The 20,369-nt window shown below is 72.1% G+C and carries 21 protein-coding genes; 13 read left to right on the top strand and 8 right to left on the bottom strand.

Annotated features, from left to right (window positions below):
• The first annotated feature begins 77 nt into the window (after nucleotides 1–77).
• The 4 genes from ACZ5XS_RS21930 to ACZ5XS_RS21915 are packed head-to-tail and all read left to right on the top strand — an operon-like array spanning nucleotide 78 to nucleotide 3,862.
• Complete coding sequence (locus ACZ5XS_RS21930) at nucleotides 78–611, top strand: gluconokinase (RefSeq protein ID WP_468653733.1); 534 nt, start codon at nucleotides 78–80, stop codon at nucleotides 609–611.
• Between the two features lie 42 nt (nucleotides 612–653).
• Nucleotides 654–2,051: a GntP family permease gene (locus ACZ5XS_RS21925; RefSeq protein WP_468653731.1), complete on the top strand. Its 1,398-nt coding sequence runs from the start codon at nucleotides 654–656 to the stop codon at nucleotides 2,049–2,051.
• 10 nt (nucleotides 2,052–2,061) lie between these two features.
• The gene (locus ACZ5XS_RS21920) at nucleotides 2,062–2,820 is read left to right on the top strand and encodes a glucose 1-dehydrogenase (protein ID WP_468653729.1); all 759 of its coding nucleotides are present in this window, start codon (nucleotides 2,062–2,064) and stop codon (nucleotides 2,818–2,820) included.
• A gap of 16 nt (nucleotides 2,821–2,836) precedes the next feature.
• Nucleotides 2,837–3,862 (top strand): L-idonate 5-dehydrogenase, encoded by a 1,026-nt coding sequence (locus ACZ5XS_RS21915; protein ID WP_468653728.1) that lies wholly within the window; start codon nucleotides 2,837–2,839, stop codon nucleotides 3,860–3,862.
• Between the two features lie 69 nt (nucleotides 3,863–3,931).
• Here ACZ5XS_RS21915 and ACZ5XS_RS21910 read toward each other — a convergent pair whose 3' ends face one another.
• The 4 genes from ACZ5XS_RS21910 to ACZ5XS_RS21895 all read right to left on the bottom strand — a co-directional run bounded on the left by ACZ5XS_RS21910 (nucleotide 3,932) and on the right by ACZ5XS_RS21895 (nucleotide 7,913).
• On the bottom strand, nucleotides 3,932–4,552 hold the full coding sequence (locus ACZ5XS_RS21910; protein WP_468653726.1) for a cytochrome b/b6 domain-containing protein: 621 nt from the start codon (nucleotides 4,550–4,552) through the stop codon (nucleotides 3,932–3,934).
• Complete coding sequence (locus ACZ5XS_RS21905) at nucleotides 4,536–5,294, bottom strand: molybdopterin-dependent oxidoreductase (protein ID WP_468653724.1); 759 nt, start codon at nucleotides 5,292–5,294, stop codon at nucleotides 4,536–4,538. Before ACZ5XS_RS21905 ends, ACZ5XS_RS21910 begins: the two co-directional genes overlap by 17 nt.
• Nucleotides 5,295–5,387: 93 nt before the next feature.
• Nucleotides 5,388–6,926 (bottom strand): APC family permease, encoded by a 1,539-nt coding sequence (locus ACZ5XS_RS21900; RefSeq protein ID WP_468653722.1) that lies wholly within the window; start codon nucleotides 6,924–6,926, stop codon nucleotides 5,388–5,390.
• Between the two features lie 33 nt (nucleotides 6,927–6,959).
• Nucleotides 6,960–7,913 (bottom strand): hypothetical protein, encoded by a 954-nt coding sequence (locus tag ACZ5XS_RS21895; RefSeq protein ID WP_468653720.1) that lies wholly within the window; start codon nucleotides 7,911–7,913, stop codon nucleotides 6,960–6,962.
• Between the two features lie 430 nt (nucleotides 7,914–8,343).
• On the opposite strand from ACZ5XS_RS21895, the gene ACZ5XS_RS21890 reads away from it, so the two are divergent.
• Both ACZ5XS_RS21890 and ACZ5XS_RS21885 read left to right on the top strand, forming a co-directional pair.
• Entirely contained in the window at nucleotides 8,344–9,243 is a 900-nt protein-coding gene (locus tag ACZ5XS_RS21890; RefSeq protein ID WP_468653718.1) for a DMT family transporter, read from the top strand.
• A 31-nt stretch (nucleotides 9,244–9,274) separates the two neighbouring features.
• Nucleotides 9,275–9,790 carry an NUDIX hydrolase gene (locus ACZ5XS_RS21885; RefSeq protein ID WP_468653716.1) on the top strand — a complete coding sequence of 172 codons (516 nt, stop codon included), beginning with the start codon at nucleotides 9,275–9,277 and terminating at the stop codon, nucleotides 9,788–9,790.
• Here ACZ5XS_RS21885 and ACZ5XS_RS21880 read toward each other — a convergent pair.
• Nucleotides 9,772–10,485, bottom strand: a complete 714-nt coding sequence (locus ACZ5XS_RS21880) for a hypothetical protein (protein ID WP_468653714.1) — start codon at nucleotides 10,483–10,485, stop codon at nucleotides 9,772–9,774. The genes ACZ5XS_RS21885 and ACZ5XS_RS21880 overlap by 19 nt on opposite strands.
• Before the next feature lie 64 nt (nucleotides 10,486–10,549).
• On the opposite strand from ACZ5XS_RS21880, the gene ACZ5XS_RS21875 reads away from it, so the two are divergent.
• From ACZ5XS_RS21875 to ACZ5XS_RS21855, 5 genes are all read left to right on the top strand, one after another.
• Nucleotides 10,550–10,942 carry a YidH family protein gene (locus ACZ5XS_RS21875; protein WP_468653712.1) on the top strand — a complete coding sequence of 131 codons (393 nt, stop codon included), beginning with the start codon at nucleotides 10,550–10,552 and terminating at the stop codon, nucleotides 10,940–10,942.
• A complete protein-coding gene (locus tag ACZ5XS_RS21870; RefSeq protein ID WP_468653710.1) occupies nucleotides 10,939–11,271 on the top strand; it encodes a DUF202 domain-containing protein in 333 nt (110 codons plus the stop codon). Before ACZ5XS_RS21875 ends, ACZ5XS_RS21870 begins: the two co-directional genes overlap by 4 nt.
• A gap of 388 nt (nucleotides 11,272–11,659) precedes the next feature.
• On the top strand, nucleotides 11,660–11,956 hold the full coding sequence (locus ACZ5XS_RS21865; RefSeq protein WP_468653708.1) for a hypothetical protein: 297 nt from the start codon (nucleotides 11,660–11,662) through the stop codon (nucleotides 11,954–11,956).
• Nucleotides 11,957–12,127: 171 nt separating this feature from the next.
• On the top strand, nucleotides 12,128–13,150 hold the full coding sequence (locus tag ACZ5XS_RS21860) for a phosphotransferase family protein (RefSeq protein WP_468653706.1): 1,023 nt from the start codon (nucleotides 12,128–12,130) through the stop codon (nucleotides 13,148–13,150).
• A 6-nt stretch (nucleotides 13,151–13,156) separates the two neighbouring features.
• Nucleotides 13,157–14,380 (top strand): acyl-CoA dehydrogenase family protein, encoded by a 1,224-nt coding sequence (locus ACZ5XS_RS21855; RefSeq protein ID WP_468653704.1) that lies wholly within the window; start codon nucleotides 13,157–13,159, stop codon nucleotides 14,378–14,380.
• A gap of 66 nt (nucleotides 14,381–14,446) precedes the next feature.
• Here the strand turns inward: ACZ5XS_RS21855 and ACZ5XS_RS21850 are convergent, their stop codons facing one another.
• Genes ACZ5XS_RS21850 through ACZ5XS_RS21840 form a run of 3 tightly spaced genes read right to left on the bottom strand, consistent with a single transcriptional unit; the run spans nucleotide 14,447 to nucleotide 17,510 of the window.
• Nucleotides 14,447–15,040 carry a TetR/AcrR family transcriptional regulator gene (locus ACZ5XS_RS21850; RefSeq protein ID WP_217238871.1) on the bottom strand — a complete coding sequence of 198 codons (594 nt, stop codon included), beginning with the start codon at nucleotides 15,038–15,040 and terminating at the stop codon, nucleotides 14,447–14,449.
• 41 nt (nucleotides 15,041–15,081) lie between these two features.
• Complete coding sequence (locus ACZ5XS_RS21845; protein WP_468653702.1) at nucleotides 15,082–16,743, bottom strand: class I adenylate-forming enzyme family protein; 1,662 nt, start codon at nucleotides 16,741–16,743, stop codon at nucleotides 15,082–15,084.
• Nucleotides 16,740–17,510, bottom strand: coding sequence for an SDR family oxidoreductase (locus tag ACZ5XS_RS21840; protein WP_468653700.1), 771 nt, complete (start codon nucleotides 17,508–17,510; stop codon nucleotides 16,740–16,742). The genes ACZ5XS_RS21845 and ACZ5XS_RS21840 overlap by 4 nt, the downstream gene beginning before the upstream one ends.
• A 201-nt stretch (nucleotides 17,511–17,711) precedes the next feature.
• Here ACZ5XS_RS21840 and ACZ5XS_RS21835 point away from each other — a divergent pair, with 201 nt between their 5' ends.
• Together ACZ5XS_RS21835 and ACZ5XS_RS21830 are read left to right on the top strand one after the other, a co-directional pair.
• A complete protein-coding gene (locus tag ACZ5XS_RS21835; protein WP_468653698.1) occupies nucleotides 17,712–18,944 on the top strand; it encodes an exo-beta-N-acetylmuramidase NamZ family protein in 1,233 nt (410 codons plus the stop codon).
• A gap of 102 nt (nucleotides 18,945–19,046) precedes the next feature.
• Nucleotides 19,047–20,366, top strand: coding sequence for a serine-threonine protein kinase (locus tag ACZ5XS_RS21830; RefSeq protein ID WP_468653696.1), 1,320 nt, complete (start codon nucleotides 19,047–19,049; stop codon nucleotides 20,364–20,366).
• Nucleotides 20,367–20,369: the final 3 nt, after the last annotated feature.

Here is a 20,369-nt window from a genome sequence, read left to right as displayed (position 1 = left end):
TCGTCGTACCTAATGCGTTTCAGTGTGGCCGACGTCAGATGTCGGCGTCGGATGTCGAGGAAGACAGCGAGGCAGTGATGCGTACCCCTCACGTCGTCGTGGTGATGGGCGTCGCCGGCACGGGCAAGACCACGATCGGTCCCCTGCTCGCGGCCCGGCTGGGCGTTCCCTACGCCGAGGGCGACGACTTCCACCCTCAGGCCAACATCGACAAGATGTCGGCCGGCACCCCGCTCGGGGACGCGGACCGGTGGCCGTGGCTCGACGCCATCGGTGACTGGGCGCACGGTCGGGCCGGGCTCGGCGGAGTGGTCAGCTGTTCGGCGCTGAAACGGTCGTACCGCGACCGGCTCAGGGCCGCCGCTCCCACCGTCGTGTTCGTGCACCTCGCGGGCGACCGGTCGCTGATCGAGGACCGGATGGCCCACCGCCAGGGTCACTTCATGCCGACCGCGCTGCTGGACTCCCAGTTCGCCACGCTCCAGCCGCTCCAGGCGGACGAGGCGGGAGTCGCCGTGGACGTGTCAGGCAGCCCGGAGGAGATCACCGAGCGAGCCGCCCGGGCGCTGGACGCGCTCGCGGCGACACCCCTCCCCGACGCACCCCGGTAACACCCCTCCCCCCATCCCCGTACCTGCAAGGGAACTCCCCCCGTGACCAGACTCAGTGTCGAGATGCTGGCAGCGGACGCACCCGAGCCGATCACCTCGGCCGGCCACGCTCAGCTGGGCATCGCCGTACTGGCGGGCATCGCAGTCATCGTTCTGCTCATCACCAGGTTCAAGCTCCACGCCTTCCTGTCGCTGACGATCGGGTCACTGGCGCTCGGCGCGTTCGCCGGGGCACCGCTCGACAAGACCATCACCAGCTTCACCACCGGGCTCGGCTCCACGGTCGCCGGTGTGGGCGTGCTGATCGCGCTGGGCGCGATCCTCGGCAAGATGCTCGCCGACTCGGGCGGCGCCGACCAGATCGTCGACACGATCCTCGCGAAGGCGAACGGCCGCACGATGCCCTGGGCGATGGTGCTGATCGCCTCGGTGATCGGTCTGCCGCTGTTCTTCGAGGTCGGCGTGGTGCTGCTGATCCCGGTCGTGCTGATGGTCGCCAAGCGGGGCAACTACTCGCTGATGCGGATCGGCATCCCGGCGCTCGCCGGTCTGTCCGTGATGCACGGTCTGGTCCCGCCGCACCCCGGTCCACTCGTCGCGATCGACGCGGTCCAGGCCAACCTCGGCGTCACGCTGGCGCTCGGCGTCCTGGTCGCCATACCGACCGTGATCATCGCCGGTCCGCTGTTCTCCCGGTACGCGGCCCGCTGGGTGGACGTCCCCGCCCCGGACCGGATGGTCCCGCAGCGCGCCTCCGAGGAACTGGAGCGGACCCCCGGCTTCGGCGCCACCCTCGCCACGATCCTCCTGCCGGTCGTCCTGATGCTCTCCAAGGCACTGGTCGACATCGTCATCGACGACCCGACGCACAGCGTGCAGCGCGCCTTCGACGTCATCGGCTCCCCGCTGATCGCCCTGCTCGCCGCCGTGCTGGTCGGCATCTTCACGCTCCTGCGGCCCGCCGGGTTCTCCAAGGAGCGGGTCTCCCAGCTCGTCGAGAAGGGCCTCGCGCCCATCGCCGGCATCCTGCTGATCGTCGGTGCGGGCGGCGGCTTCAAGCAGACGCTGATCGACTCCGGCGTCGGCCAGATGATCCTGGACATCTCCGAGGACTGGTCGATCCCGGCGCTGCTGCTGGCCTGGCTGATCGCGGTGGCGATCCGGCTGGCGACCGGTTCGGCGACTGTGGCCACGATCTCGGCGGCCGGTCTGGTCGCCCCGCTCGCGGCCGACATGTCGACGACCCACACGGCCCTGCTCGTCCTGGCCATCGGCGCCGGCTCGCTGTTCTTCAGCCATGTCAACGACGCCGGGTTCTGGCTGGTGAAGGAGTACTTCGGCCTGACGGTCGGTCAGACCCTCAAGACCTGGTCCGTCATGGAGACGATCATCTCGGTGGTCGCCGGAGCCGTCGTCCTGCTCCTCTCGCTGATCATTTAGGGATACGAGGATGAGTCACCCTCTGTTCGACATCAGCGGCCGAACCGCCCTGGTCACCGGCTCCAGCCGGGGCATCGGCCTCGCGCTGGCCCGCGGGCTCGCGGAGGCCGGCTGCCGGGTCGTCCTCAACGGGCGCGACGGCGACCGGCTGGCCAAGGCCGCCGCCGAATTGCCCGGAGACGTCCACACGGCCGTGTTCGACGTGACCGACGGGGCGTCGGTGCGGGCCGGGGTCGCGGACGTGGAGGAACGGGTCGGCCCGCTCGACATCCTCGTCAACAACGCGGGCATGCAACTGCGGGCCCCGCTCCTGGAGTTCACCGAATCGGACTGGCACCGGATCCTGGACACCAACCTGACCAGCGCGTTCCTCGTCGGCAGGGAAGCCGCGCGCCGGATGACGGAACGCGGCCACGGCAAGATCATCAACATCTGCTCGCTGCAGAGCGAGGTGGCCCGGCCCGGTATCGCGCCCTACGCGGCCACCAAGGGCGCGCTGAAGATGCTCACCAAGGGCATGTGCGCGGACTGGGGGCCATGCGGCGTCCAGGTCAACGGCCTCGGCCCCGGCTACATCGAGACCGAGCTGACCCAGCCCCTCGTCGAGGACGAGGAGTTCAGCGCGTGGGTGCGGCGACGCACCCCGGCCGGGCGCTGGGGCCGTACGGAGGACCTGGTGGGCGGGGTGCTGTTCCTGGCCTCGCCCGCCGCGAACTTCGTCGGCGGGCAGGTGCTGTATGTCGACGGCGGCATGACGAGCGTGCTGTGACCTGTGGGGGACTGTGATGCTGGGTTGTGTGATCCACGGTCAGGACGACCTGCGGGCCGATGAGCTGAAGGTGCCCGCCCCCGGTCCGGGGCAGGCGCTGGTCGCCGTCCGCTACGGCGGGATCTGCGGCTCCGACCTCCACTACTGGCGGCACGGCGGGGTCGGCGACTTCCGGCTGCGGGAGCCGATGCTGCTGGGCCACGAGGTGGTCGGGACGGTCGTGTCCTACGGCGACGGCACGTCAGGTCCGGTCGCCGGTACGGCCGTTGCCGTGCACCCGGCCAGTCCCTGCGGGGTGTGCCCGGAGTGTGCGGACGGACGGCGGAACGTCTGCCGGGACACCCGCTACCTCGGCAGCGCGGCCCGCTTCCCGCACGTCCAGGGCGGCTTCGCGGCCCAGGTGGTCGTCCCCGCCGAGCAGTTGAGGCCGCTTCCGGCCGGTCTCGGCCTGCGCCGCGCGGCGCTCGCGGAGCCGCTGTCGGTGGCGCTGCACGCGGTGCGGCGGGCCGGGGACGTGCGCGACCGGCACGTCCTGGTCACCGGGGCGGGCCCCATCGGATGCCTCGTGGTCGCGGCGGCGAAGGCCGCGGGCGCCGCGCACGTGACGGCGACGGACCTGCTCCCGGCGGCGCTGCGGTACGCCCGGGCCGCGGGCGCCGACACCGTCGTACGGGCCGACGCCCCGTCCGACCCCGGCCGGCCGTCCGAGGCCGACGTCGCCGTGGAGGCGTCGGGGGTGGCCGCCGGGCTGAACACGTGTCTGGGTCGGGTGCGGCGCGGTGGGGTCGTCGTGCAGCTCGGGATGCTGCCGCCGGGGCCGAGTCCGTTCGCGGGGAACCTGGTGGTGAGCCGGGAGATCGAACTGCGGGGCGCGTTCCGCTTCGACGGCGAGTTCGACGAGGCACTGGAACTGCTCGCCGCGGAGCCCGCCTTCGACGCCCTGATCAGCTCGGTGGTGCCGGTGACGGAGGCGGAGACGGCGTTCGCCCTGGCCGCGGACCGGAGCCGGTCGTGCAAGGTGCTGCTGGACTTCGGCGTCTGAGGTTCCGAGGGCACTTTCCGAAGACGCCGACGAAGACGCCGGCCGGTGCTGTCCGCTTCCGGTCGGCGTCTAGGGCCGCCACAACCGGTGTTCGCGCTCCGCCCACTCCCGGCTCACCGAGCCGGTGCGCATCCCCCGTCGCGCCTCCGGGTCGCCCAGAGCCATCCCGATGTGGCCGGCCAGGACGATGCCGATGGTCAGTGCCAGCCAGTCGTGGACGAAGGTCGCGCTGGTGCGCCACATCACCGGGGTGAGGTGGGTGAACCACATGATCAGGCCGGTGCCGAGCATGACCAGGGTGGCGCCGGCGACCCAGGCCGCGTACACCTTCTGACCGGCGTTGAACTTGCCCGCCGGGCGGGAGGCGCGCCGCTTGTCACGGCGCAGGGCGGCACGCAGCCAGAGGCGGTCGTGCGGGCCGAAACGGTTGAGGAAGCGCAGGTCGGTGCGGAAGGCGCGGGAGGCGAGACCGGCCAGGACCGGCACGGGCAGGGCGAGGCCGGCCCACTCGTGGACGCGGACGACCAGCTCGCGGCGGCCGACGAGTTCGGCGAGCTGCGGGACGTACAGACAGGCCGCCGTCACCACGCACACGCCCATCAGGACGGCCGTGGTGCGGTGCACCCACCGTTCGGCGCGGGTGAAGCGGCGGACCCGGGTGGTCACCGGGGTGTCAGCTCGTAGGGTCATCGTCCCGCCCGTTCGAACGGCCCACCCAGGCGTCGATGTCGTAGCCGCGGTTCTCCCAGTAGCCCGGCTTCACGTCCTCGGTGACGGTGATGCCGGAGAGCCACTTGGCGGACTTGTAGAAGTACATGGGGGCCACGTAGAGGCGGACCGGGCCGCCGTGGGAGTGGCCGAGGTCCTTGTCCTGCATGCGCAGGGCGACCAGGACGTCCGCGCGGCGGGCCTGGTCGAGGGTCAGGCTCTCGGAGTAGGCGCCGTCGAAGCAGGTGAAACGCACCGCCCCGGCCGAGGGGCGCACTCCCGCGGCGTCCAGGAGCCGGGACAGGCGTACCCCCTCGAAGGGGGTGTCGGGGACCCGCCAGCCGGTGACGCACTGGACGTCCTTGACCATGCGGGTCTGGGGCAGGGCTCGCAGGTCGGCCAGCGTGTAGGTCTTCGGGCGGTCGACCAGGCCGTCGATGGTGAGCCGGTAGTTCTCGGCGTTCTTGCGGGGCACGGAGGACGTGACCGAGTAGTAGCGGAAGCCGCCGCCGTTGGGGAGCAGGCCGGTCAGGCCGGTGGGGTCCTTGTCGGCGGCGCTGCCGAGGAAGGCCTCCAGGCCGCGTTGCAGGGTGGGCGCGGCGACGACGCCCAGCGCGCCCAGGCCGAGGGTGCCGAGGAAGACGCGGCGGCCGACGGGGGTGCCGCGTGTCTCGGACCGGTCTGTGCCCGCTTCGTCCGCTTCTTCGGGCTGTTCGGAGTTCACGGGTTCATTCGAGCACCCGCGACCCCGGGGCGGCCAGGGGTCACGGGTGTTCGTCAGAGTTCCGTCATCTCTTCTCACACGGTTCTCAGGTGGTCACGACGTCTTCTCGGCCGCCTTCTCCAGCTGGAACGCCTCGTTGCCGAGCCCGATGCGGGCGTGCGCCTCGGGTGCCCTGGAACGCAGGAGCAGGCCCTGGACCAGGCCGGCCACCAGGGCGAGGCCGATGACGCCGGGCAGGACCCAGCTCAGGGCCGAGCCGGGGCCGGCGCCGACCAGGACGTCGAAGTCCTTGACCGTGTAGGCGGCGATCACCAGGAGGGCGATGCCCGCGACGGCCGAGGTGAGCAGGCGCCAGGCCTGGGCGCCAGCGGCACCGCGGCGGGTGAAGAACACGACGACCGAGAGGGAGGCCGCCGCCATCAGCACGATCACGCCGAGCGCGCCGATGTTGCCGCACCAGGTGAACAGCTGCAGTACGGGGGCGGTGGGGTCCCCGGACGGCTTGTCGTCGGCGACCGCGAAGGCGGCCACGACCAGCACGGACACGGCCGTCTGGAGCAGGGAGCCGGTGCCGGGGGCGCCGCTCGCGCCGGTGGTGCGGCCGAAGGCGGCGGGCAGCAGGCCCTCGCGGCCCATGGCGAAGGCGTACCGGGCGACGACGTTGTGGAAGCTGAGCAGGGCCGCGAACATGCCGGTCACGAAGAGGATGTGCAGGACGTCCGTGAAGGTGCCGCCGAGCCGGGACTCGGTGAGGGTGAACAGCAGTCCGGCGCTCTGCTGCTGTGCCTGGCCGACGATCGCCGAGGGACCGGTGGCGACGGTGAGGGCCCAGCTGCTGAGCGCGAAGAAGACGGCGACCCCACCGACCGCCAGGAACATCACCCGCGGCACCAGGACGTGCGGGCGGCTGGTCTCCTCGGCGTACACGGGCGCCTGCTCGAAGCCGAGGAAGGCGGCGATGCAGAAGCACAGCGCGGTGCCGAGGCCGGCGCCGGTGAGCGTGTCCGGGTTGAAGGCGTGCAGCGACAGACCCTGGGGGCCGGGGTCCGCGACGGCCGCGATGTCGAAGATCACGACCAGGGCGACCTCGACGACCAGCAGAACGCCGAGCACGCGCGCGTTGACGTCGATCTTCAGCCGGCCCAGCGCGCCGACGACGAGGGCGGCCGCCAGCGCCGGTATCCACCAGGCGACCTCCAGGTCGGCGTAGGTGGCGAACAGGCCGGAGACCTCGAAGCCGAAGATGCCGTAGATGCCGACCTGGAGTGCGCTGTAGGCGACGAGGGCGACCACGGCTGCGCTCGCGCCGGCGGTGCCGCCGAGGCCGCGGGAGATGTACGCGTAGAAGGCGCCGGCGTTGTGGACGTGCCGGCTCATCTCCGCGTAGCCGATGCCGAAGAGGGCCAGGACGACGCCGAGGACGACGAAGAGCAGCGGCTGTCCGACGATGCCCATCACCGCGAATGTGGTGGGCATGACACCCGCGACGACCATGAGGGGGGCGGTCGCGGCGAGGACGGAGAGCAGCAGGCCGCCGGTGCCGAGGCGGTCCGAGCGCAGGGCACGCTCCTCGCCCTTGAACGTGCTGATGCCGTCGGTGGTTCTGCGCGTGCTCGAGCTGTCCGTCGTCATGGGGGTGACCGTCCTTATTCCGGGAAATGGGGATTACGCCGTGCCGAGCGCGCCGGCGCGTGCGGCACGGAAGGCGGGGTAGGGGTCGCGGTCCGGGTACGCCCACGGCGCCGGGGTCGCGTGTTCGCCGATGCGGTGGAAGAGGGCGGCGGCCTCGGCGCCCCGGCCCTCGCAGACCTTGGCGTGGGCGAGGAAGTTGAGGTCGACCAGTCGGCGGGGGTGCCCCTCGTGCTCCCACTCCAGCCACCAGTCGAAGGCGGCCTTCATCACCTGCCGGGCCCGGCGTCCGCTCCAGTGCCCGGAGGCGGCGGGGTCGGAGGGCTCGTGCCCGTCGGCGGCCAGCACGCGGTAGCGCTCGGCGTGTGCGACGACCGGGAGGATCGCGAGCGGGGAGTCGGCGGGGGCCTGCTCGGCGGCCCAGTGGGCGAAGTCGTACACCTCGTGCAGGGGGTCCGGGCCGGTGCCGGAGCGGCTCTCGGCCAGGTGGGCGACCATCAGGTGGTGGGCGTGGTGGTGGTCGGCGTACCGCGCCCGGACCTCCCCGAAGAGCCGGACGACCTCCTCACCGGCGCGGAGTCGCTTCGCCAGCATGAGCAGACCCAGCCAGGGGGTCGGGTCGGCCGGCGCGAGCGCGGCGGCGGACCTGCAGGCCTCGCGGGCCCGGTCCGCCTTCTCCTTGCCCCCCAGCGCCCGCCGGACCTGGGCCAGCGCGAGCAGGACGGCCGCGTCGACGGAGTCGGGCTCGGCGAGCAGCCAGTCACCGGCCCACGCGGCGCTGGAGGGCTCCAGGGCGAGCACCGTCAGCCGGTGCCCCCGCCGGTCCCAGTCGTCCCCCGTCCTCGCGAGCAGCGCACGAGCGGCCTGCCACCGCCCCTGCCTCAGGGCGGCCCGCGCGGCGACGAGCTCGGCGTCGTCGAGGGCGGCGTCGAGCGCCTGGGCGGCGGCGCGGTGACGACTGCGCCCGAGGGGTGGCGGGGGTGGGGACACCGCGGGGACTTCCTCACGCGGCACGGCTCGGTGTCGGTGTGCGGCCGACGTGGCGGCCGGCCTTCTGGTCTGGACTTTTCGGCTTGCCATCAACTGATCACGCACAGCCAACCCCCAGCCAATGCTTTCCGTCAAGGGCCCTTCGGGTGTTACACGCGTCAACTTCCGTGACCCGAAGGGGACTTGCGAGAGCGTCGGACACGCCATGCACGAATTGCCGGAAATGTCTGTGGTCCACGCCATAGCGCGGCCGCGCGATGGCCCGCACGATGGCAGGACGGTCACGCGCACCTTCCCCGGCCGGGCGAGGACGGCGGGACCGAGTCAACCGCCCGGACCCCGGGGTTACTCCCAGGGGCATGGCGGGCCCGGGGCGCTACAGTCGACGCCTACCCCGTGGCCCCTCCCCATTGATCGAGGTATACGCAGCGTGTCGGTTCTGGTACTTGTTCTCGCCGTGAGCGCGGCCTGCTGTCTGGGCTTCGGGTTCGTACTCCAGCAGAACGCCGCCCGGCAGGCTCCGCTGAGCGACTTCCTCTCCCCCCGGCTGCTGCTCGACCTGATGAAGGTGCCGCGCTGGCTCGGCGGCATCGGCCTGATGGTGGCGGGCATGGCCCTCGGCGCGATGGCGCTGAGCCAGGGCGAGATCTCCCTGGTGGAGCCCCTCCTCGCGACCAACCTGGTGTTCGCCCTCGCCCTGTCCCGCAAGCAGAGCAAGCAGCCGCTGGGCCGGCAGGGCTGGGCGGGCCTCCTGTTGCTCGCGGGCGGAGTGACCACGTTCATCGTGGCGGGCGAGCCGCGCGGCGGCACCCCGGTCACCGACCCCCTGCGCCCCTGGCTGATCATCGGCGTGATGACCGGCCTCGCCCTGCTGCTCACCGCCTACGCCAAGCGCTCCCGGCTGAGCTCCGGCCCGGTCCTGCTCGCCCTGGCAGCCGGTCTGCTGTACGGCGTCCAGGACGCGCTGACCCGGGTGAGCGGCCAGCGCTTCTCCGAGGGCGGCCTCGTGGAGCTGCTGACCGGCTGGCAGCCGTACGCCGTGCTGGTGCTCGGCGTCACCGGCCTCATCCTCGTGCAGAGCGCCTTCGAGACCGCTCCGCTGCGGATGTCGCTGCCCGCCCTGACCGCGGCCCAGCCGCTGGCCGGGATCATCTGCGGTGTCGGCTTCCTCGGCGACCGGCTGCGCACCGACACGGGCGCGCTGGCCTGGGAGGCGGCGGGGCTCGCGGCGATCGTCGGCGGCATCGTGCTCCTCGGCATGCACCCGGCGATGCCGTGCACGCAGACCGAGCGGGCGCGGGACCCCCAGCCGGCCGAGGCCCGGGCCTGACGCGGCCTGCGGCCCCTGCTTGGATGGGGCCATGAGCGCTGCTGACGAGATCCTCGACATCGTCGACGAGAACGACAACGTCGTCGGACAGTCCCCGCGCGGCGAGGCCTACGCGAAGGGCCTGCGCCACCGCTGCGTCTTCATCGAGGCCCGGGACGCCGAGGGCCGGATCTTCGTACACCGCCGCACGCCGACCAAACTGGTCTTCCCGTCCCTGTACGACATGTTCGTCGGCGGAGTGGTCGGCGCGGGCGAGTCCTACGACGACGCGGCCCTGCGCGAGGCCGAGGAGGAACTGGGCGTGAGCGGGCTGCCACGCCCCGGGCACCTCTTCACGTTCCTCTACGACGACGGCGCCGGCCGGACCTGGTGGTCCTCGGTGTACGAGGTCCGCTGCGACCTTCCGGTCAGCCCGCAGGCCGAGGAGGTGGCCTGGCACGACTTCCTGCCGGAGGACGAGGTGCGGCGCCGGCTGACGGAGTGGGAGTGGGTGCCGGACGGGCTGGCCGCGTACGAGCGGCTGCGGGCCTACCGGTCGACGGGCTGAGCCGGCGAGCCGCCGGCTCCGCTGATCAGGGCCCGGTGGAGCGGGCCGGGGCGACGCGTCCCCCCGCTCAGCGGACTGCTGCCCGGAACGTGCCGGCAGGGGCTCTCCCGGAAGGGGTGGTCGAGGAACCGCTCGGCCGCCTCGGGAGCGTCCCCCGCCGTCACGCCCACGGCGACGAGCGCGGCGGCGATCCGCTCCACCGCCTCCTCCACCGGGGTGTCCGCGTCACCGAACGCCGGCAGCAGCAGGAGCAGCCGCAGGTCCGGATCGCGTACGCCCTCGCTACGGGCCGGGGCCGAGTCGGCGACCGCGAGCAGGTCCGGCCAGGACAGCCCCGGCCCGGTGAAGTGGCCGTCGGTGGTCGCCAGGCACGTCTCCCGGGCCCGGCCGGGGTGGGTGAGCAGGTAGTCCGTGCCCGGGTCGTCGGGGAAGTTCCGGTGGACGATCCACAGCGGGTGCCCGCCGGGCAGCGGTATGCGGTACGCGGGCCACACCTGCGTCGCGCCGTACAACGCCTCGCCCGCCGCGTCCACGTCCGCCAGGTCCGCGCCGAACACCTCCGGCTCGTCGGCGAACCCGCTCCAGACCGGGCCGAAGTACGCCGGCCAGAACCCGGGCAGGCCGAGCAGTTGCTCGGCGGGGACGATGCCATACCCCGGCTGCGCGTACCCGGCCAGTGACGTGGGGACATCCATGCCTCCGAACGGTAGCGGGCGGCACCGACAAGCCCCGTGACAGAGCCCCGGTAGGGTCCTGCCCGTGATCGGTTTCGCACGCAACGCCCGGCTGTGGTTCGCCCCCCAGGAGATCCGGCGGGAGGGCAGCACCCCCGACTACCGCTTCTCGCTGGCGAACGAACGCACCTTCCTGGCCTGGCTGCGCACCGCGCTCGCGCTGATCGGCGGCGGCTTCGCCGTGGACCAGTTCCTGCCGGACCTGCGCTGGGGCTGGCGGGTCGGGCTCGCGCTCGCGCTGCTCGCGGCGGGCGTGCTGTGCGCGCTGCGGGCGGTCAACCACTGGGTGCGCTGTGAGCGGGCCATGCGCCGGGGCGAGGACCTGCCGGTGTCCCGGTTCCCGGCGCTGCTGAGCCTCGCCGTCGCGGTGGTGGCCGTCGCGATGGTCGTCGTGGTGCTCTTCGGGTGGGAGGGATGAGCGCGGCGCCCGCCCGAAAGGCCCCGGACCGGGACCCCGGGCTGCAGCCCGAGCGGACCCGGCTGGCCTGGCGGCGCACGACCCTGTCCAGCACCGCCGCCGCCCTGCTCGCCCTGAAGACCACGCTGCACGGCGGGACCTCGGTGTCCGGGATCGTCCTCGGCGTCCTGTCCTGCGGCCTCTGGACGGCCTTTCTGCTGATCGCGCACCGACGCATCCGCGTCCTGTCCGCCACGAGCAGCCCGGCGGCACTCTCCCCCCGGCACGCGTCGGCGGGGGCACTGCTCACGGTGGGGCTCGCGGTGTGCGCGGCGGCGCTGATCCTTTAGGGGTCCTTTCACTATGAGCGTCCGATCAGGTCGCGTGGTCTGGTGCCGTGCATCGCAAGGCGCCGGAGCGGCCGCGATGGGGGTCCCCCCGCGCGAGGTTGTTCGAGCGTGGGGGAGGAGCCACGTGGGCGTTTCGGCAACGCGGCGAGGTGCGGTGCCAGACCACGCGACCCGGACGGGCATAGTGAAAGGACCCCTAAGGCCCTGTCGTCAGGTTCCACCAGGCCACCCGGGGCGGATCCCCGTACGCGATCCGCGCCGGCAACTCCATGGGCCCGCCTCCTTGCGGGTACCCGGCGGACGCCACACAGGTCCGAATCGTCCGATACGCGGCGTTCGCGTGGCAGCCTGTCCGACGTCATCGCCCGCACCCCCGAAGGTGAGCACCATGACCACCCTGCACCAGGAACACGCCTCCCACCCGCACACGCACGGCCCGGACTGCGGCCACGCCGAGGTACGGCACGGCGACCACGTCGACTACGCGCACGACGGGCACATGCACCGCGAGCACGGCGGCCACTGGGACGAGTGCGAAGCCGACGCGCATGTCGCCCATGAGGGCCACGATCACCGGCACGGGCAGGACTGCGGGCACGAGAGCGCCCTGCACGGCGACCACGTGGACTACCTCCACGACGGCCACCGGCACGCCCAGCACGAGGGCCACTGGGACGATCACTGAGCCGGCCCGGCCGAGAAGTCACCGCCGGCAGCTCCCCGGGCACCCTGCTCGGGGAGTTGTCGGCCTAGGGTGGCCCCGATCACGTTCCTGGTTCCGTTCCCCTACTGGACGACATACCGACCGGTCGGCATCATTGGTCGCGTTGAATTCGTCCGTCCGTAGGAGCAACGAATGAGCCCCGACCACCCGCCCGGACTCGATCTCGACCGGCTGCGCGGCCTGCTCGACCGCGAGCGGCCCGGCCTGGTGCACGGCCCCCTGACCGGCCGGCTGATCGAGGGCGGACGGTCGAACCTCACCTACGCGGTCTCCGACGGCACGTCGAAGTGGGTCGTACGACGGCCTCCGCTCGGCCATGTGCTCGCCACCGCGCACGACATGAAGCGCGAGCACCGGGTGATCAGCGCGCTGCACCCGACGAACGTGCCGGTGCCCCGCCCCGTGCTGCTGTGCGAGGACGACGAGGTGCTCGGGGCGTCCTTCTACGTCATGGAGTACGTGGAGGGGACGCCGTACCGCACGGCCGGCCAGCTCGCCCCGCTCGGCCCGGAGCGCACCCGGGGTGCCGTGCTGTCCCTGGTGGACACGCTCGTGGAGCTGCACGCGGTGGACCCGGCCGAGGTGGGTCTCGGCGACTTCGGCCGCCCGGAGGGCTTCCTGGACCGCCAGCTGCGGCGCTGGGGCAAGCAGCTGGACGCCTCCCGCAACCGTGAGCTGTCCGGCATCGACGAGCTGCACGCGGCCCTCGGCCGTCAGCTGCCCGACTCCCCCGCCCCGACCGTGGTGCACGGCGACTACCGGCTCGACAACGTCCTGATCGGCGACGACGACCGGATCAAGGCGATCCTCGACTGGGAGATGTCGACCCTCGGCGACCCGCTGACCGACCTCGGCCTGCTGGTGATGTACAGCATGCCGCTCGGCACGCCCGACTCGCCGGTGTCCACGACCGCGGAGGCCGCCGGGCACCCCTCGCCCGCCGAACTGATCGAGCGGTACGCGGCCCGCTCGGGCCGCGACGTCCAGGCGGTCTCCTGGTACACGGCGTTCGCCTGGTTCAAGCTCGCCGTGATCCTGGAGGGCATCCACTACCGCTACACCCTGGGCCAGACGGTCGGCCCGGGCTTCGACCGCATCGGTGAGCTGGTCCCCGTCTTCATCGGGCACGGCCTGACCACTCTTCAGGAAGGCTGACGGAACATGGACTTCACGTTCGACGCACGCACCGAGGAGCTGCGCGCCAAGCTGCTCGCCTTCATGGACGAGTACGTCTACCCGGCCGAGGCGGTCGCGGAGGAGCAGCGCGCCCTGCTCGCCTCGCCGTGGGACACCCCGGCCGTGGTCGAGGAGCTGAAGGCCGAGGCGCGCCGGCAGGGCCTGTGGAACCTCTTCCTTCCCGACAGCGAGTACGGCGCCGGCCTGACCAACCTGCAGTACGCGCCGCTCGCCGAGATCACCGGCCGTTCCCCGCAGTTGGCGCCCACCGCGCTGAACTGCGCGGCACCCGACACCGGGAACATGGAGGTGCTCACGCAGTTCGGCGACGAGCAGCAGAAGAAGCAGTGGCTGGCGCCGCTGCTCGCCGGTGAGATCCGCTCGGCGTTCGCGATGACCGAGCCGGAGGTGGCCTCCTCGGACGCCACGAACATCACCACGCACATCGAGCGGGCCTCCGACGGCACGGACGAGTACGTCGTCACCGGCCGCAAGTGGTACATCTCCGGGGCGATGAACCCCGACTGCAAGATCTTCATCGTGATGGGCAAGACGGACCCGGACGGTGCCGACATCCGCCGTCAGCAGTCCATGATCCTCGTCCCCCGCGACACCCCGGGCGTCACGGTCCAGCGGGCGATGCGGGTGTTCGGCTACGAGGACCACTCCCACGGCGGCCACGCCGAGGTGGTCTTCGACCACGCGCGCGTGCCGGCGTCGAACCTGATCGGCGAGGAGGGCGGCGGCTTCGCCATCGCGCAGGCCCGGCTGGGTCCCGGCCGCATCCACCACTGCATGCGGCTGATCGGCATGGCCGAGCGGGCGATCGAGCTGATGTGCAGGCGGGCCGTCGCGCGCGACGCCTTCGGCAAGGCGCTGGCCCAGCAGGGGGTCGTCCACAACTGGATCGCCGACGCACGGGTGACCGTCGAGCAGCTGCGGCTGCTGGTGCTGAAGACGGCCTGGCTGATGGACACGGTCGGCAACCGGGGCGCCCACGCCGAGATCCAGGCCATCAAGATCGCCACGCCCCGCGCGGTCGTCGACATCATCGACCGGGCCATCCAGCTGCACGGCGCGGGTGGCGTGAGCCAGGACTTCCCCCTCGCCGAGCTCTACGCCGGCGCCCGGACCCTGATGATCGCCGACGGGCCGGACGAGGTGCACCAGCGGTCGCTGGCGCGCCGGGAGCTGAAGAAGTACATGTGAGGTGACGGGTGAGGGGCGGCCGCCGGTGGCAGCCGCCCCTCACGCGCGCGTGCCAGGACGAAGGGCCTAGGGCCGCAGCGCCCGCAGCAGGAGGTCCGCGAGGTGGTCGGCGACCTCCTGAGGGCTGAGCGGGCCGTCGGGCCGGTACCAGGTGGACAGGTGGTGGACGGAGCCGAAGTGGTAGTCCACGACCAGGTCGGCGGGGGTCGCCTCGGAGAAGACGCCGGCCTGCTGGCCCTCCTCGACGAGCGCGCGGAAGCGTTCGTGGTAGCGCCGGCGTTCGGCGCGCACCTGCTTGTGCTTCTCGGGGCTGAGGTGGTGCATCGAGCGGAAGAAGATCGACGCGTCGTCGAGGTTGTCGATGGTGGTGACGACGACGTCGGCCGCCGCGCCCCTGAGGCGCTTCTCGATCGGCTCGTCCGCGTTCGCGAACGCGTCGAGTCTTTCCTGCTGTACGCGCAGCACGCGCGCGTACACCTCGTGCAGGAGGTCGTCCTTGGAGCCGAAGTAGTGGTAGAGCGCCCCCTTGGTGACGCCCGCCGCCTCGACGATCTCCTGCACCGAGGTGCGGTCGTAGCCCTGCTCGGCGAAGAGCCGGGTGGCGGCGGCGAGGAGCCGCTGCGGTACGGGGGTCCCGTCACCGTCCGTAGTCCTGGGCACTGCCGCCACCTGCTTTCCGAGGCATTCTTCTGTTGCTGCTTCTAGTCGTGCGTGCGGGAACGCAGTTCCCGCCGGAGGATCTTCCCACTCGCCGTCTTCGGCAAGTCCGGCAGGATCTCGACCTCCCGCGGGTACTTGTAGGCGGCCAGTCTCTCCTTGCAGTACGCGGCGAGCGCATCCGGGGCCGTGTCGGAACCCGGACGCAGGCTGATGTACGCCTTGACGGTCTCCCCCCGGTACCCGTCGGGCACGCCGACGACGGCCGCCTCGCGCACCGCCGGGTGGGTGTAGAGCACGTCCTCGACCTCGCGCGGCCACACCTTGAAGCCGGACGCGTTGATCATGTCCTTCTTGCGGTCGACGACGTACAGCCAGCCCCGCTCGTCCATGAAACCGATGTCCCCGGTGCGCAGCTCCCCGTCCGGGAACGTCTCGGCGGTGGCGTCGGGGCGCCGCCAGTAGCCGGGGACGACCTGCGGCCCCCGCACGAGGATCTCGCCCTGTTCCCCGAAGGGCACCTCGGCGCCCTGGTCGTCGACGATCCGGACGACCGTGTCGGGGCCGGGCGCGCCCACGGCCAGCGTCCCGGAGACCGGATCGACGGGCGCTTCCAGGGCCGGCGGTACGGAGGCGCAGGGCGCGGTGCACTCGGTGAGCCCGTAGCCGTTGCGGATGTACGGCCCGAAGCCGGCCCGGAACTTCTCCACCAGGGCGGGCGGAAGGGGTGCACCGCCGGAGGAGATGTTGACGAAGGAGGAGAAGTGCTCCGGGGTGACGGACGGGTGGGCGGCCAGCGCCATGAAGGCGGTCGACGGGCCGACCGTGTAGTGCGGCCGGTGCTCGGCGAACGCGTCCAGGACGACACCCGCCTCGAAGCGGTACGCCAGGGCGAGCGTGCCCGCGCTGTTCAGACAGGCACCCAGCTGGCAGACCATGCCGGTGATGTGGAACAGCGGCGCCATCGCGAAGTAGACGGGCGCCTCGGGAAGGTTCAGGCCGGTCCGCTGCCGCTCGGCGTTGTGCATGATGTTGCCGTGCGTGTTGGTGGCGCCCTTGGGGGTGCCGCTGGTGCCCGAGGTGTAGCTGATCAGCGCGATGTCGGCGGGGGCCGGGTCGCGGCCCTCCGGCGCCTGGTGACCGGCCCGCGCGACGGCCGTCAGGTCGTCGGCGTCCGCGGCCTGCGCAAGCCGCTCGAAGGTCAGCACGCGCGCGTCCTGGCGGGTCTGGAAGTCCAGCTCGCAGGCGGTCAGCACGATCCGCGGGGGCGCGTCGGCGGCGGTGTCCCGCAGATACGACTCCCAGGCGTGGTCCGAGCAGACCAGCGCGGCCACCTCGCCGTCCCGCAGGACGTGCCCGACCTCCCCCGACTTGTACATGGGGTTCACGGGAACGACGATCGCGCCCGCCTTCCAGGCGCCGAGCAGCGCGAGCACGAAGTGCGGGGAGTTCTGCAGCAGGATCGCCACCCGCTCGCCGCGCTCCAGGCCGCGGGCGGCCAGGTGACCGGCCACGGAGTCGCTCAGCTCGTCGGCCTCGCGGTAGGTCAGGCGGCCGTCGAAGTAGGCGAGGAAGGTGCGGTCGGGGGTCAGTTCGACCGCCTTGCGCAGGGCGTGGACGAGGGAGTCGGCCGGCTCTATGGGCGCGCGCTGGGCGTCGTCGAGCAGACCGAGCCAGGGCTTGGCCGCGTAACGGGAGTCGGTCACCGGGCGGCCTCCCACTTGCGCTGGAGGTGGTTCATGTTGGTCAGCCAGCGGTCGGGCTCGGCGGCCCTGGCCTGGTAGTACCCGGCGACCTCGGGGTGCGGCAGGATCAGGAAGCGGTCCTCCTCGATGCCCTTGAAGAGGGCGTCCGCCACCTCCGCCGGGGCGATCGCGGTCGGCTGGAGCACCAGGTCGCCCGCGCTGCCGGTGGCCGCCAGCATGTCGGTGCGCACACCCTGCGGACAGATCGCGTGCACCTTCAGACCGCGGTGGCGGTACGTCAGCGACAGCCACTCGGCGAAGGCGTACGCGCCGTGCTTGGTGACGCTGTACGGCGCGGCGCCGATCATGGTGAGCAGTCCGGCGGCGGACACGGTGGAGACGAAACGGCCGCTGCCGCGCTCCAGCCAGTCCGGGAGCAGTTCGTGGGCCGCGCGGACGTGCGCCATGACGTTCACGTCCCAGGACAGCGCCCAGGGCCGCTCGTCGAACGCCTCGCCGCTCTCCCCGCCCTCGAAGGCGACGCCCGCGTTGGCGCAGTACACGTCGACCGTGCCGCCGAGGGCCTTCCGGGCCTCGGTGACGATCGCCGAGGCGTCGCCCGGGAGAGCGATGCCGCCGATCTCCTCGGCGACGGCCTTCGCCCGCTCGGCGTCCAGGTCGTTGACGACGACCCGGGCCCCCTCGGCGGCGAAGCGCCGGGCCAGCGCGGCTCCGATGCCGCCTCCCGCTCCGGTGACGACCACTCCCGCATCCTGCGCTTCCACCATCGGTCTCCTTCGACACGACAAGACTCGGCTCTGCCCCCGCAACGACCAGACTAACCGGTCGGTATGTTGCAGGGAAGGGTGACTGGGCCCCCTCAGTGGCGCGGGGAACCGCGCGACAGGCCACAACGAACCCGCAGCCTCCACACAACCCGCGGAAGCGAATACCGTGCCCATGCCGACGTCCACTTTCCAGGAGGTCACATGCGCCTGACCAGACGCAGCCTGCTCGCAGCAACGACGGCAGCAGCAGCACTCCCCGCGGCGTCCCCCGCTTCCGCGGCCACCCGCCGCAGACGAACCGGCTTCGAGAACCTGGCCGCGAACAACTACGCCCAGCTCAGCGGCCGGCGCACCGGCATCGTCACCAACCCCACCGGCGTCACCAGGGACGTACGTCACATCGTGGACGTCATGCACGCCGACGACCGCGTGGACCTGATCGCGGTCTTCGGTCCCGAGCACGGCTTCCGCGGCACCGCGCAGGCGGGCGGTTCCGAGGGCCGCTACGACGATCCGGCGACCGGCCTGCCCGTCTACGACACGTACCTGAAGAGCGGCCGGCCGCTCGCCGACGTCTTCACCGCGTCCGGCGTGGACACCGTCGTCTTCGACATCCAGGACGTGGGCGCACGCTTCTACACCTACATCTGGACGCTGTACGACTGCATGGAGGCGGCCCGACTCGCGGGAAAGCGGTTCGTGGTTCTCGACCGGCCCAACCCCGTCACCGGGCGGGCGGCCCTCGGTCCCGTCCTGCACAAGGAGTTCGCGACCTTCGTCGGGCGGCAGCCGATCCCGCAGGCGCACGGGATGACGGTCGCGGAGCTGGCGCGGCTGTTCAACGGGGAGTTCCTGGCGGCGCCGGTGGAGCTGGACACCGTACTCATGAGCGGGTGGAAGCGGACCGCGTGGTTCGACGACTCGGGACTGCCCTGGGTGCCGCCGAGCCCGAACATGCCGACTCCGGAGACCGCCCTCGTGTACTCGGGAACGTGCCTCTTCGAGGGGACGAACCTCTCGGAGGGCCGGGGGACGACCCGCCCCTTCGAACTGCTCGGCGCGGAGGGCGTCGACGGGCGGTGGGCCGCGGCGGCGAACGGACTCGGACTGCCGGGCGTGCACTTCAGGGAGGCCTACTTCGCGCCCACCTTCTCCAAGTTCCAGGGGAAGACGATCGGCGGTGTGCAGGTCCATGTGCACGACCGGGACGCCTACGACCCCGTACGCACCGGGATCGCGCTCCTGGTGACCGCCAAGAAGACGTGGAGCGGCTTCGCCTGGCGCCCCGACAACTGGATCGACAAGCTCACGGGCTCCACGCGGGTGCGCACGATGATCGACGCGGGGGCCGGTGCCGACGAGGTGGTGGCGGACTGGGAGGAGGAGCTGGCCGACTTCCGGAGGGTGCGGCGGAAGTACCTCGTCTACCGGTGAGCCGATGTATCACCCGGATGAGTCATGACGTATGGCCAACCCCGAACGGCAGCAGGACGATGCGCCCACATCGCACCACTCCGGGGGACGAGGGGGCCTGTCATGGCAGAGCCGGCAATGAGCGTGAGTCCGTACTGGGAGCTCACCTTCGACGCGGACGGGGACACGGACGGCGGGAAGCGGGACCGGCTGTTCGCCGGGGTCGCCGAGCACGGCGTCCGTCACCTCGTCGTCTTCGCTCACGGCTGGAACAGCGACCGTTCGGGGGCGACCCGGCTCTACAGCCGCTTCTTCGCGCCCATTCCGGCGCTCGCCCCGGCGGCCGGGCTCGGGTTCGTCGGTGTCGTCTGGCCGTCGATGCGGTTCTCGGACGAGCCGATCCCCGACTTCCCGCGGGACGTGGCCGCCGAGATGCCCCCGCGGCCGGCGCTCGACAAGGACACCCGGCACGCGCTGCTGGAGACCTTCCCCGGGCGGGCGACCGTCATCGACCAGATCGCGCGGATGCTGGACCAGCAGCCGCGCGAGGAGGCCGAACTGGAGGAGTTCGGGCGGCTGGTACGGCTGCTGGTGGACGTGGTACCGCCGGGGCCGCAGGCGCTGTTCGCCGCGGACACGCTGGCGGAAGGGGTGCCGCAGAGCGAGCCGTTGATGTTCTCGGGGTCCACCGCGGAGATCTGCGAGGAGTTCGCCCGGGCGCCGGCGGCGTTCGAATCGCCCGGCGAGGCGGCGCGGCTCTCGTTGCCCAACCCGTGGGAGGGCGCGCACGAGCTGCTGCGGCAGGCGACGTACTACGCCATGAAACGGCGCGCGGGGACCGTCGGCGAGCGCGGACTGGGTCGGGTGGTCGGGCGGTTGGCCGCGAAGGCGCCGCATGTGCGGGTGCACCTGGTGGGCCACAGCTTCGGCGCACGGCTGGTGTCGTTCGCGCTGCGCGGACTGCCGGAGGGCGTGCACACCGTGAAGTCGGTGACCCTGCTCCAAGGGGCCTTCTCCCATTACGCGTTCGCCGCCCGGCTGCCGCACGACCCGCGCGCGGGAGGCGTCCTCCAGGGACAGCACCTGCGGATCGACGGCCCTCTGGTGTGCTGTCACTCCCGGCACGACTCGGCTCTCGGGACGATCTACCCCCTGGCCTCGCGGATGGCGGGCGACGCGCAGGGAGCCGCCGCCGGACCGGCCATCGCCCGAGGGCTCAGTGCCAAGTGGGGGGCGATGGGGTACGACGGCGTGCAGGCCGTGCCGGACACGCGGGCGTTCGGGCTCGCGGCCGCGTTGAAGGGAAGGCTGCCCGTCTCGGGGTGCGTCAACGTCGACGCGGCCGAGGTGGTCAAACGGGGTGGGCCGCCGTCCGGCGCGCACAGCGACATCCTGCACCGGGAGCTGGCGCAGCTGGTGGTGGCGGCGGGCCGCATCCGCTGACCC

Source organism: Streptomyces sp. NPDC033131 (assembly GCF_055578365.1).
This window is presented reverse-complemented; position numbering and strand designations above follow the sequence as displayed.

Excerpts from the sequence above, each read along its gene's own strand:
- ACZ5XS_RS21930 (WP_468653733.1), top strand. The coding sequence starts at position 78 with ATGCGTACCCCTCACGTCGTCGTGGTGATGGGCGTCGCCGGCACGGGC.
- ACZ5XS_RS21920 (WP_468653729.1), top strand. The coding sequence starts at position 2,062 with ATGAGTCACCCTCTGTTCGACATCAGCGGCCGAACCGCCCTGGTCACC.
- ACZ5XS_RS21915 (WP_468653728.1), top strand. The coding sequence starts at position 2,837 with ATGCTGGGTTGTGTGATCCACGGTCAGGACGACCTGCGGGCCGATGAG.
- ACZ5XS_RS21910 (WP_468653726.1), bottom strand. The coding sequence starts at position 4,552 with ATGACCCTACGAGCTGACACCCCGGTGACCACCCGGGTCCGCCGCTTC.
- ACZ5XS_RS21900 (WP_468653722.1), bottom strand. The coding sequence starts at position 6,926 with ATGACGACGGACAGCTCGAGCACGCGCAGAACCACCGACGGCATCAGC.
- ACZ5XS_RS21885 (WP_468653716.1), top strand. The coding sequence starts at position 9,275 with ATGAGCGCTGCTGACGAGATCCTCGACATCGTCGACGAGAACGACAAC.
- ACZ5XS_RS21880 (WP_468653714.1), bottom strand. The coding sequence starts at position 10,485 with ATGGATGTCCCCACGTCACTGGCCGGGTACGCGCAGCCGGGGTATGGC.
- ACZ5XS_RS21870 (WP_468653710.1), top strand. The coding sequence starts at position 10,939 with ATGAGCGCGGCGCCCGCCCGAAAGGCCCCGGACCGGGACCCCGGGCTG.
- ACZ5XS_RS21865 (WP_468653708.1), top strand. The coding sequence starts at position 11,660 with ATGACCACCCTGCACCAGGAACACGCCTCCCACCCGCACACGCACGGC.
- ACZ5XS_RS21860 (WP_468653706.1), top strand. The coding sequence starts at position 12,128 with ATGAGCCCCGACCACCCGCCCGGACTCGATCTCGACCGGCTGCGCGGC.
- ACZ5XS_RS21855 (WP_468653704.1), top strand. The coding sequence starts at position 13,157 with ATGGACTTCACGTTCGACGCACGCACCGAGGAGCTGCGCGCCAAGCTG.
- ACZ5XS_RS21840 (WP_468653700.1), bottom strand. The coding sequence starts at position 17,510 with ATGGTGGAAGCGCAGGATGCGGGAGTGGTCGTCACCGGAGCGGGAGGC.
- ACZ5XS_RS21835 (WP_468653698.1), top strand. The coding sequence starts at position 17,712 with ATGCGCCTGACCAGACGCAGCCTGCTCGCAGCAACGACGGCAGCAGCA.
- ACZ5XS_RS21830 (WP_468653696.1), top strand. The coding sequence starts at position 19,047 with ATGGCAGAGCCGGCAATGAGCGTGAGTCCGTACTGGGAGCTCACCTTC.